The following is an 11,850-nucleotide window of genomic DNA, read 5'->3' as shown; positions in this document are numbered from 1 at the left end:
AGGGAAAATATGGTACAATTAATAGATCATACACAAGCATGAAAACAAAGGAGCTGCCGCATCTAACATGCCAAAAATGAAAGCGAATTCATATGTAGGTATAGGGCTTGCTGCGATATTAATTGGAGCAGGATATTGGACTTGGCACAACAATAAGAATGCAAGTGAATCAACGGGTTCCAGTGCGGCGAGCGCTGTGCCCAGCGAGTCTCCGGTCCAAATAGCGGTCACTGCTCCTGCCAAGAAAAGCCTAGCTGCTTTGCTGCAGCAATACGGCTCCCTCCCTCTTGCGGACATGCATAATCATGATGCGAGTGATAAGAAGTATTTAGGGATGAAGGATGTCTGGCAGCGGAATGGGATGGATCGTGTTGTGCTGTTCGGGGATGTTTCTGAGTACAGTGCCATTCGAACAGACGAGTATGCTTGGGAGGCCTATACGGAGAAACCTGATTTCTTCGTACCTTTTTTCTCAGGTTTTGATTTGCGCGATAAGTCCAGTTTGGAGGTTATTCGCAAGAATCTCGAGATGGGTTACTTAGGCTTAGGTGAAATTGCCGGGGCGTCCTATAACTCACCGGTATTGTCCAAGGTGGAATGGAAAGCAAAGCATCCGATGGACGGCTTTCTACCGCAAATTTATGAGCTCTGCGCCGAGTATCAAGCTCCGATTTTACTGCATATCGATCCGCCGAATGGCTTTGTTTTGGAGGCATTTGAAGAAGCGCTGAAAGCTCATCCCAAAACTACATTTATTTTCGGCCATGCCAATGCCTATAATTCTCCTGATAATATCAAAATACTGCTGGAGAAATATCCGAATGTATACATGGATTTCTTTGCGGGATTCACGCTGCTCAATCCCGAAAGCGCGAACCGGATCGAGGATTTCCTGCCAGTTATGAAGCAGTTCCCTGACCGATTCATGCTGAGCACGGATTCCGGCTACGGCGTTCAGAGTGAAGAGGCGGCGATCGAAGCGATGTATCGCGTCTTGGACGCTTTGGGCGACTCAGAACTAGTCAGCAAGATAGCCTATGGGAATTTAGACGGCATCTTGCGCAAGGAGCCTGCCACCCAAACGCAAAAAGCCGCGCTTCTGAAGCGCGACCCTTCTCGTGATATGGCCAAGCTGTCCAAGCTGGAAGCGGGACAACTGCTCTGGGGCAAGGAAAAGTGAAAGCTACCGCAGATTAGCACGCTTGAGCAACCGCTGAATGGAGCGGTTCGCTTCGGGAAGGACGATGTCCTTGTCGATCGTCCGCATGATGCGGTTCTCCATGACGATCCGACCATTGATGATCGTCGTTTCTACATCGGCGCGCGTCGCGGAGTAAACGATGCGCGAGATCGGATCCACGTCGAAGGACGGATACGTGTGGAAGTTCACGAGATCGAGAATCGCCAAGTCGGCTTTCTTGCCGACTTCGATGCTGCCGATCTCCTTCTCCATCCCGACCGCGCGGGCACCGCCGATGGTCGCCATGCGGAAGACCGTCTGGGCGTTCATCGCCGTCGGTCCGTGGATCGGCTTTTGGATCAGCGCGGCAAGCCGCATCTCGTTAAACATATCGAGATTGTTGTTGCACGGCGCTCCATCTGCTCCTAAGCTGACGGAGATGTCCATCTTCAGCATCTCCGGCGTCTCGGCAATCCCTGAAGCAAGCTTCAGATTGGAGCCGGGACAATGGCTTACATGCACGCCGCGCTCATGGATAATGCGTTTCTCCTCCTCATCGAGCCAGATGCAGTGAGCCAGAATCAGCCGCTCATTGGCCAAGCCGAGATGGTCGAGGTAGACAACATTGCGCATGCCCGTTTCGGCTTGCACAATCTCGATCTCGCCGAGGTTCTCGGAAGCGTGTGTATGCACCTTCACTTGGTACTGCTCCGACAGGCTGCGCACTTCACGCAGCAGTTCTTCGGTGCAGGAGATAACGAATCTCGGTGAGAAGGCGTATTGAATCCGGCCGTCATCGTGACCGTGCCATTTCTCAAGCAAATCAACGCTTTGCTGCAGCGAGTCAGCCGTTTTCTCCTGCAAGGCGTAAGGCACTTCGTCCCCTTTATCCATCATCACTTTGCCGGATAATGCGCGGATTCCGCTGGAAGCGATGGCCTGGAAAGCGAAGTCCGTATGATGTACGGTCTCCATATCGACAATCGTTGTTGTGCCGCTTTGAATCAACTCGCCAATCCCGAGCAGCGCGGAGTAATAGATCGATTCCTCATCGTGGGAGGCTTCAAGCGGCCAGATCCGCTTTTTCAGCCAATCCATCAGCTCCAGATCATCGCCTTTGCCGCGGAATAATGTTTGGCAGAGATGGATGTGGGTTTGAACAAAGCCGGGAATGACCGTGCGGTTGGTCGCATCGATGATTTTATCCACCTGTGCCGGGTCCAAATCTGGTCCGATTGCTGTAATCCGATCATTTTCGATCAAAATATCTCCAGTAATGATCTCTGATTTCCGGTTCATAGTTACAATTTCGGCATTTTTGATTAAAATGGTCGTCATCGCGATAAACCTCCTGCATATTTGTCATCGTAAAAGCTAGGGAACAAAAAATAGCCACGAAAAATATGCCAGTGTGCACATTTTTCGTAGCTAGAAATTTACGGTTTCTAAGTAGAGACCCTTAATCCAATTATTAAGGTTATACGAAATGGTTCCTATTCAGTTCTGTCCTTGCTTTCTTCTAGCGTAAACGGATCGGAGTCATTTGTCAACAGTGCGTTAGATTAACTGACATGCCCTCCCTCTTTTCTGAAAATCTCATTTTCATTTCATAAACCTGGATGATCAGCAACGAAAGCAACTTCATAGGTTTCACCGGGTTGCACGCCTAACGTATCGGTCCACCATGGACTGCCTGTGGAGGGCTTTCCATTACGGGATAATACGAGCATATGGTGTCCGAGAAGGTGCATCGGATGATCGACATTGCCGCGATTGACGATGGTGGTTTTGACGAGATCACCTTCTTTGAACATCGGCATCGGAGTGTCTGGGAATACATGCCCATTCATTGTGTATAGGAAGTCTATATTGCGGTTATAAAAACCTAATTTATGATCTAGGATTAAAGTGAAGTCGTGATTGAATCGGCTATTCGCATCCACGGGTGTAGCAGCCGGGCTGCCATAGTGAAGAGGATCAAAAGCAACGGTTCGGGAGATTGCCGGCACCTCGCCTTTCCCATCCGGGGACATCAAGATCCCCAATCTGCCGTTATCCCCAACGCTGAGGTAAACCGGATGCTCCGGCATTATGAATGTCAGATCATAACGCCCCCATGCAGCAGCTACGATATGCGTGTTGGTCAAAATATCCGGTTTATTAAGTTCAGTGCCGTCAATAGCGGCAACCTCGAAGTGGGTGCCAATGAGCGTATATTTTTGCTGAACCCAATCATCCGTATTAATCAATCGCATACGAACCGATGTGCCTGGCTCAATCGTCATACGCTCCAACTGGTCCGTTGATCCGATAGCCATCCCGGCTTCTTTCCACTGATGCGGCATGACTGTAATATCCTTCACCGTTTGCATTGGTGTCTCTTTCGGCTCGACGATCAGGGCTCCGAACAGCCCCGAACGGATGGAATCCTGTGAAACCTGGTTGGAATGATACCAGAATGTCCCGACTTGCTCAGCGCGGAGACGGTACGTGTGCGCTTCTCCCGGCATCACGGCACTCTGCGTAGCGCCGGCAACGCCATCCTCGGCATTGGGGACATCCAGCCCCTGCCAATCGGCAGTAACGCCTTGCTCAATATCTTCGTTGACCAAGGTGATTTCGACCAATTCCCCCTCTTTCATGCGCAGTTCAGGCCCTGGGATTTGTCCGTTGTACGTCCAGGCGTCGATCGTTTTGCCGGAGCTAAGTGTGACGGTCTTTTTCTGCGCGGTCAGAGTGAAGCGACGATTCGGCGTTCCTTCTTGCGGGCCAGTCAGATCGGCGACCGATACTGTTTTAGCTGAGGAACCGTTCAGTCCCTCCACACTGCTTTGTTGGTTGTGCGAACTCATGCCCACTGGTATGGCCTGACCGCCATAATTAACGGTTCCGCTCGCCATATCAATTTCTGTCGGCAATTCACTGTTATTGATGGCGGTAGTAAATAAATAGTAAGCTGATCCAGCGATGATGACGCATACGCCTAACATTGCGGAAGCGCGTTTCCAAAAGGCCGGAACCACATAATTCGGTGCTTTGCCTATCTGTTTGAAGCGGATGTGGTGTCTCGCCCAAAGTCCGGCAGTAGCCAGGACGAAGACTGCCAGGGGAACAGTAATTTCCAGCCATTGCAACGGCATCGGCGGCACCCAAGCAAAATAAAGGGCTGTCAGTGCACCTAGGGCTGTCATTTGAAAAGGAAGAATGAGCGCTGGGCTTGCGGCTCTTTGGTATACCGGGGAATTAGGCTGCAATGCCGCGTTATGCTCATCTTGATCCGCTAGGCTATGCTCATTCGTGGCTTGTTCCGCCAATATTTGCTTCGTGACACGTTTGAGTTTAATCAACTTAGGCACCGCTGCGAACCATATGGCTAATATAGGCACAATAATAAGCGGGGCTTGGATGAAAACACGATCCAACCAAAAGTCTTGCTCCATGGTTTGCTGCATCCAAGCGATTGTCGCTATGATCAAGGCCGCTGGAAGTACTGGGAACCACGACCAGAAGAGTAATTTGCGTGTTTTGCGGTTCAATCGCTCGATGCTTGAGCTGTATAACAGTCGTGATGCTTTGACGCTGCCGATCCATGCGAAAATAAAGAAAAGCGGACTGACGAACAATATAATATTAATGCTTATGCTATACACAATGAAGAAACCTCCTAGTTAATTTGCGATAGTCTAAGTATAGTACCCTGCCGAAACCCTTCATACGGTCCCGAGACTAAGTCAAACCCTAGACTAAAGTTGGGGAATCAAGCCATTGCCCCATTGCGCCCATTTTTATGAGGTAAGCGATTGCATTGTTGTGAATAATCTGGAAATAGTTTGCGTTTTCAAAATGGTTATGGTATGATGAATCCAATCGACAAAAAGAACCTGAATTCACATATTGTAAAGGGTTTTCATTTTTGTTAGTGAAACTTTTACAATGTGTGAATTTTTTTCTCTTTGAAGAATAAAAAACATGTTAATAATTTTTGGAGGTATTTCTCATGGCTACTGGTACAGTAAAATGGTTTAACGCAGAAAAAGGTTTCGGTTTTATCGAAGTTGAAGGCGGCAACGATGTATTCGTTCACTTCTCCGCAATCCAAGGCGACGGTTTCAAAACTTTGGATGAAGGCCAACACGTTGAGTTCAGCGTTGTTCAAGGCAACCGCGGACCACAAGCAGAAAACGTTGTAAAACTGTAATATAATTAAAAAGACTGCCTTTACTTGTGTAATGGCAGTCTTTTTCAATTTAGTTCCATGCTAGGAAGAGTTTTGCCAAATAGCGAAACACTAAGGAGGTTTATCATGTATTCCAGAAAAAAGTCGCTTGAAGAGATGCCTCTAGAAAATGTGACGATATGGTCTTGTGAAAAAGAAGGCTGTAAAGGCTGGATGCGAGATAATTTTGCATTCGATCACGTACCGACTTGTCATTTATGTCAGTCCCCCATGGTTCGAAGTGTCAAGTTACTTCCATTAGTTAATAACACGAATAGTGATCAGAAAACGCTCAAAAAGGGCGTACAGATATAGAATTACAAATGATTTGGAAAAACCACACAACTCGGAGACGTTATTGTTTCCGGCTGGTGTGGTTTTTTTGCATCAAGAGGGAATATGTTATCATAGGATCATAGAGTTAATTTCTTTTGGCGGAAGGGAAGTAATGTTTGAATGAAACTGCGAACGCGCCACGAGCGCCGCTCCTCACTGCTGTACTCACCTAAGTATTGGCTTCTTCTTACTATTTTTTGCTTGCTGGCGGCTAGTATTGTTGTGTTCTTGGGAAGGCAGTATTTTACGTTGACGCCTACAATGGAGCAGAAGGCAGAACAGCCAGCCCCGACAATGGCGCCCGTTCATCGGGATGCGCTCGATTTCCATATGGTTGACTTCGAACATGGCTGGCTGAGATATTCGGACGGTGTGATGAAGACGGAGGATGGAGGAGCACAGTGGCTGGAAGCGGAGGCAAGCTTGCCGAGTGAGGCGGCTGTGGGCCATGAAGCGGTAGACGAAACGACACTCGGAATGCTGGGAATGAGCATGAATCAGCAGGTGACCAGCCTGATGTTCGGATCCAAGACGTATCCGGTCAAACAAACCCAGTTTCTGACCGACCGGATCGGATGGGCACTCGTGGGAGAGGCCGGGGCGCTGCAGACTCCTTTGTTGGTGACGACAGATGGGGGACAAACGTGGAACGGTGAGGTGACATCTGCTGTTCGTGCCGCCATCATCGCAGAGAAAGAGCGGCTTGTACAGTTGAAAAAGGAAGCCGCGCTATACGCGTCTACCGATTCAGCCAAGGCGGCCATCCAGTCGGAGTGGACACTTATTCCGAATATGTCAGCCCCTGGCGACGTGGTTCTCGTTCGCCATAATAAGCCGGGGAAAGTCGAGTGGCTGGGTAAAGAGTATAACCTTCAGCCCTTCGGGGGCGGTTATTTTACTTATTTGCCGATCACGATGCAGGCGAAGCCGGGCAAATATCCGATCGGTGATCAAACGTTAACCATTCAGGCGAAAAAATTCGAAACGCAGTATTTGAAAGTCACCGCTGAAATGGAAAGCATGAAGCAGGATACGGCGCGCATTAATGCCGATCAGAAGAAGATTGATCTGGCGCGCAGCAAGTCAGAGCCGGAGTTTCTGTTCAGCGGGCCGTTCGTGAAGCCGATCGAGGGGATTTTGACGACGCCGTATGGATACACGCGGTATGTGAACGGGAAATACGACAGCGCGCATCTGGCTGTCGATCTGGCCGCGAAGGAAGGCACCCCGATCAAGGCGGCCAATGACGGGGTTGTCGCGCTTGCGGACAGCCTGTACCTGACGGGCAATTCCATTTATCTCGATCATGGGATGGGTCTGTTCTCTCAATACGCCCACCTTTCCGAGCTGCGCGTCAAAACGGGCGATCGCGTCAAGCAAGGCGATATTATCGGGCTAGTCGGCACGACGGGATTCTCTACCGGGCCGCATTTGCACTTTACTTTTTGGGCGCATAACGTGCAGGTCAATCCCGATTTGTTCTGGGCTACGACACCGTTTCGCTGGGCGGAACCGAAAAATTAAGAGGAGGGACACTGAGCGCGCATGGCTGCTGCGCAGGTGTCCTTTTTCATTCGATAACAGAAATGCGTTCATAGGTTTCCATGTCACAAATGACGAACAGCCGAGCCTCCTCGGGAATCAGTTGGTCCAGCTTGCGGTTGATGTTCAATTGATCGCCATCAGAGATCAGAGTAGCGCCCTCTTCAAGCAGCTGCTCAAAAGCGTCGCGGTAGGTTCTCCAAGCTTTTCTCCGGCCAAGCACATGGAAGTTGCTATCGGATTGTTTGGTCAGAAGCTGGGACACAATGCGGGAAGACCCTGGCGCGAAAGCGGAGCGGACGGCAAGTTGTGAAATAGTTTCGTTGCCAAGGATGAATTCATTGACGTTAACGTGTTGGAAGTTTTGCATATTTTCCCGGTTTTTAATCTCAACAATGGAGTGAACGTGCCGATAATTTCGCTCAATCGTAGTGGCGACAAGCAGGGTTTTGCCATCAACGAAGGAAGGATCGCGAAGCATGGTATGGTCTTCGGTGGTGTCATTCGCAAAGACAAAAACGGCGCGCGCCTTCGTCATATTGGCCATATCCAACGTTTCCAGATGTGTCGGGTTTCCTTGGATGTAATGAACGCGATTATGAATGATAGGCGTCTTTTCCAGTGTATCAATGAGCACGATCTCGGTTTCTGCATCGGAATTCAGAATTTCCTGGATGGCAAGCTCCGCATGTTTGCTCCAATCGATCATAACGAAGTGCTTTTCGCCTTGATATCTCAATTTGCCCGCCTCCTTTCGTTGTCTGTAAATGAATAGGGAGTCAATCACTTTGCCAATGGTTACAGAGATTAAGCCGATACCGAAAATGTAGAGAAAGATCCCGAGGCATTTGCCTGCTACCGTTCTGGGATAATAATCCCCGTAGCCGGTTGTGGTCACGGTTGTCATGACCCACCAGAGGCCGTTGAAGAGATTGCCGAAGGTTTCTTTTTCCAAGAGATAGGCACAGGAAGATGACAGCATAAGAAACAGAAGGGCGAGACCGAATACAAACTTGTTATTCAATCGCAGCAATTTGAGAAAGAACTTAGTGAAATAGAACATGTGCGGCATCCTTTCTCTTGGGGATCATTTCATGTTAAAATAAGGAACAAATGTTCTGGAATGGAGAATCATTACATGGCTGATATCGTCAATATTTCTGTGCGCTCTTTGGTTGAGTATGTGTATCGCAGCGGCAGTATCGAGTCCGGCTTTCGAACGAGCAAGGCGCTGACCGAAGGCACCAAAGCCCATCAGAAACTGCAGAAACAATATGGCGAATTGGATCAGCATGAGGTGTATGTATCAGCAGAGATTCCCTATGAAGGCCTTATATTTGTCATTGATGGACGCTGTGATGGGTTGCTGATGGATGACGATGGCCTAACGGTTACGGTCGATGAAATCAAATCGACATCCGGAGATATCACGCTGATTGAAGCGGATTCCTATCCCGTTCACTGGGCGCAAGCGAAGTGCTATGCCTATATGGTAGCCAAAGATCGCGGTCTTAGCCGCATGCGCATACAACTTACTTATATGCAGGTCGAGTCGGAGGAAACGCTTCGCTTTGTGGAGGAAGCAACGGCGGACGAGCTGGAGCAGTTCGTGTGGCAAGTGGTGCGGCTGTATTATCCGTACGCACAGGCCAGGTATGAGCATGAGGAGCGAAGGAATCAGAGTGTGAAGGAGTTGGCTTTTCCGTTTCCGAGCTACCGCGAAGGGCAGCGCAAGCTTGCTGGGGCTGTCTACCAGACGATTCAGGAAGGGCATAAGCTGTTCGCCAAAGCGCCAACAGGCATCGGGAAGACGATGTCGACCTTATTTCCCTCCGTCAAAGCGATTGGACAGGGGCTGCTGCAGCGGATTTTCTATTTGACGGCGAAGACGATAACGCGCACCGCTGCGGAGGAAGCCTTTGCGCTTTTGCAGAGCCGAGGATTACAGCTTCATACTGTGACGATAACCGCGAAGGATAAGGTTTGTTTTCAGGAGGAGGTTCGCTGTACTAAGGAGCATTGTGAGTTCGCAGACGGGTACTTTGACCGGATTAATGAGGCGGTGCTGGATGTGCTGCGGCATGAGACAATTATGACGCGTCCTGTTATAGAATCGTATGCGCGTAAGCACCGCGTATGCCCTTTTGAGTTTTCACTGGATATCGCTTATGCGGCGGATGCGGTTATTTGTGATTACAATTACATTTTCGATCCTCGCGTGAATTTAAAAAGGCTGTTTGAGGAGCAGAAGCGGCATACCGCTTTGCTGGTGGATGAGGCGCATAACCTTGTGGACCGCGCGCGGGAGATGTACAGCAGCGAGCTGCCCAAATCGAGTTTTCTCGCACTGCAGCGGGAATACAAAGGCGTTCGCGCAGAGCTGCACGATGCGGCTAAGGCGCTTAATCAGTATTATATCGCGCTGCGCAAAAGGATGGGCGACAGCCAGATGCTCGTGGAACCTGAGCTGCCGGAGAGCTTGATCGCCCTGCTCGAAGTGTTCATTGCGGCGGCAGAGAAAGAGTTGGCCGGGCAAGGGGGCTCGGCGGCTGCCTCCGCAGTTCTGCTGCTGGAGGTGTATTTTAACGCGCAGAACTTCGTGCGGATTGCCAAGTTATTCGATGAGCGGTATGTGACGTTTACCGTCAATGAGAGGAACGAGATCAGCGTGAAGCTGATCTGCCTCGACCCCTCCCATCTGCTCCGCCAGATGGGGAAGGGGTACAGGTCGCATGTGTTCTTCTCTGCGACGTTATCCCCATTGTCCTATTTCATGGACACGCTGGGAGCGGGAGAGGAGGACTACTCTGTGACGGTGCCGTCTCCTTTCAGCAAGGATCAGCTGGAAGTATTCGTGCAGCCCTTGTCGACGCGCTATCAGGATCGTGAGCGCAGCCGGGAGCCGATAGCCCGCTCTTTGTACGAATTGGTGACCGGGCGGACGGGCAATTATTTGGTGTTCTTCCCTTCGTATGCCTATATGAGCAGCGTGTACGAGGTTTTCACTGATCTTGCTGCGGGCAGCGAGATGAGGGTGCTCGTTCAACAGGCGCAGATGTCCGAGGAGGAGCGGGAGCAGTTTCTGGCGGAGTTCCAGGCGGGGACGGAGACTACGCTTGTGGGGTTTGCTGTGATGGGCGGCATCTTCTCCGAAGGCATCGATTTGGTCGGTGACCGACTGACGGGTGTCGCCGTCGTGGGCGTCGGTTTGCCGCAGCTGGGACCGGAGCGCAACCTGATCAAGTCTTACATGGACAGTACCGGCAAAAACGGCTACGAGTACGCCTACGTCTTCCCCGGCATGAACAAAGTGCAGCAGGCCGGCGGCCGCTTGATCCGCTCCGAAACGGATCGGGGCGTGCTGCTGCTGATCGATGACCGCTACTTGCAGCCGCTGTATCAGCGATTGCTGCCGGAGGAGTGGCGGGCGTACACTGTGCTCCCTGCGCAGCGCCGGTAGGGGGAACTTTGCTGAGCGGTTGGGGGGGGGCAGGCTAACGGCTAACGTCTAATGGAACGGGCCCGCGGGGGGGAACCAAGAAGCTTCTGTGGCTGGCACGCCGAGTGAGATAACGCTGTTTTACAGCGTTAAAGCTGTAGGTGCCGGACCGAAAGCAGCTGTAACGCTGAAAAACGCGCTTACAGGAAAGGAAAATGCTGAGAACCTGCCCCACCATGATGGAGTGGTTCGATGCACTGAGAATAAGGCAGCTGAACGTGCTTATTTGTTCGAATGGCTGTTGGTTTGGAGGTATGAACAAGCTATTTGGCAGAATGAGATCCTCTAGCTTGGCAATCGTGCGATTATAAGGGAACGTCAGGCCGCGATACTAGCAAAGTGTCAGGATAGCGAGTTTGAGGGAACTACAATACGCTATAATTCTGAAAACAGCTATATTTAGCGCCAGAGGGAACTACAATCCGCTATGTCACCATTTCCCGCTTGAAATCAGCAGGATCCGCTTAATTAGCGGATCCCAGTTCCCTTTCATGCCACGTTTACCCCAGTTTCCGCCAGTTAGCGGATCATAGTTCCTTTTCGCGCGACGCGGTCTGTTACTGCAAAGCCCGAAGGGAACTAGGATCCGCTATATTGTTGAAAACCGTTATGAAGACGCTCATTTCTTAGAGCGGCAAAGCCGCTTTTCTTATATCGATGAAAACAGGCGGTCATTGACTGACGTTCGTCCATGCATTTCAAGTGCCATTGCAATACAATAAACCATCCGATGCAGAAGGGAGCGAAGTTAGAATGGGTTATGCTGCAGAAGGTTGTTATAGTGGTGTAAAGGGTACAAGTTCGGCAATTGTCCTAGTTCTCTTCATTCTTTTAGTTATTATTACTAGTGCATTTGTTTGGTAATTCATATTAGACTCATGCTTGTTTAGAGATTGCAACAATGGTTAAAGGGGCAAGTTTGAGATGGTATCGTGGATAAGCGCTCGCGTGACAAAATCTATTTTCGTTCAAATGCCAAACCGCTAAGCGTAAGCAAGCACAAGCGCGTTTTACACCGTTCAGCCCATTCTTTAATCCGATCATCCCGGCTTGTCCTTTTTGAGTTGTTGGTCATAC

At 50.1% G+C, this 11,850-nt stretch carries 10 protein-coding genes and 1 riboswitch; of the genes, 7 read left to right on the top strand and 3 right to left on the bottom strand.

Annotated features, from left to right (window positions below; genetic code table 11):
- Positions 1 to 67 precede the first annotated feature (67 nt).
- On the top strand, positions 68 to 1,180 hold the full coding sequence (locus tag LOZ80_RS30465) for an amidohydrolase family protein (protein WP_238168120.1): 1,113 nt from the start codon (positions 68 to 70) through the stop codon (positions 1,178 to 1,180).
- A gap of 3 nt (positions 1,181 to 1,183) precedes the next feature.
- Here the strand turns inward: LOZ80_RS30465 and LOZ80_RS30460 are convergent, their stop codons facing one another.
- Positions 1,184 to 2,518, bottom strand: coding sequence for a 5'-deoxyadenosine deaminase (locus LOZ80_RS30460; protein ID WP_238168119.1), 1,335 nt, complete (start codon positions 2,516 to 2,518; stop codon positions 1,184 to 1,186).
- 67 nt (positions 2,519 to 2,585) lie between these two features.
- Positions 2,586 to 2,685: riboswitch (purine riboswitch) on the bottom strand.
- A 102-nt stretch (positions 2,686 to 2,787) separates the two neighbouring features.
- On the bottom strand, positions 2,788 to 4,830 hold the full coding sequence (locus tag LOZ80_RS30455; RefSeq protein ID WP_238168118.1) for a multicopper oxidase family protein: 2,043 nt from the start codon (positions 4,828 to 4,830) through the stop codon (positions 2,788 to 2,790).
- Positions 4,831 to 5,177: 347 nt separating this feature from the next.
- On the opposite strand from LOZ80_RS30455, the gene LOZ80_RS30450 reads away from it, so the two are divergent.
- The 3 genes from LOZ80_RS30450 (at position 5,178) to LOZ80_RS30440 (ending at position 7,256) form a co-directional block, all read left to right on the top strand.
- Positions 5,178 to 5,378, top strand: a complete 201-nt coding sequence (locus tag LOZ80_RS30450) for a cold-shock protein (protein WP_029199448.1) — start codon at positions 5,178 to 5,180, stop codon at positions 5,376 to 5,378.
- Positions 5,379 to 5,435: 57 nt separating this feature from the next.
- Entirely contained in the window at positions 5,436 to 5,711 is a 276-nt protein-coding gene (locus LOZ80_RS30445) for a cold-shock protein (RefSeq protein ID WP_337951040.1), read from the top strand.
- Between the two features lie 141 nt (positions 5,712 to 5,852).
- Positions 5,853 to 7,256: a peptidoglycan DD-metalloendopeptidase family protein gene (locus LOZ80_RS30440; RefSeq protein ID WP_238168117.1), complete on the top strand. Its 1,404-nt coding sequence runs from the start codon at positions 5,853 to 5,855 to the stop codon at positions 7,254 to 7,256.
- 46 nt (positions 7,257 to 7,302) lie between these two features.
- Here the strand turns inward: LOZ80_RS30440 and LOZ80_RS30435 are convergent, their stop codons facing one another.
- Positions 7,303 to 8,337, bottom strand: a complete 1,035-nt coding sequence (locus tag LOZ80_RS30435; RefSeq protein ID WP_238168116.1) for a potassium channel family protein — start codon at positions 8,335 to 8,337, stop codon at positions 7,303 to 7,305.
- A 75-nt stretch (positions 8,338 to 8,412) separates the two neighbouring features.
- Between LOZ80_RS30435 and LOZ80_RS30430 the strand changes: the two genes are divergently transcribed.
- The 3 genes from LOZ80_RS30430 (at position 8,413) to LOZ80_RS30420 (ending at position 11,637) form a co-directional block, all read left to right on the top strand.
- The gene (locus LOZ80_RS30430; protein ID WP_238168115.1) at positions 8,413 to 10,734 is read left to right on the top strand and encodes an ATP-dependent DNA helicase; all 2,322 of its coding nucleotides are present in this window, start codon (positions 8,413 to 8,415) and stop codon (positions 10,732 to 10,734) included.
- A gap of 88 nt (positions 10,735 to 10,822) precedes the next feature.
- A complete protein-coding gene (locus LOZ80_RS30425) occupies positions 10,823 to 11,062 on the top strand; it encodes a hypothetical protein (RefSeq protein WP_238168114.1) in 240 nt (79 codons plus the stop codon).
- Positions 11,063 to 11,526: 464 nt separating this feature from the next.
- Positions 11,527 to 11,637: a YjcZ family sporulation protein gene (locus tag LOZ80_RS30420; protein WP_238168113.1), complete on the top strand. Its 111-nt coding sequence runs from the start codon at positions 11,527 to 11,529 to the stop codon at positions 11,635 to 11,637.
- Positions 11,638 to 11,850 lie beyond the last annotated feature (213 nt).

Source organism: Paenibacillus sp. HWE-109, assembly GCF_022163125.1.
Classification (GTDB): Bacteria; Bacillota; Bacilli; order Paenibacillales; family NBRC-103111; genus Paenibacillus_E.
This window is presented reverse-complemented; position numbering and strand designations above follow the sequence as displayed.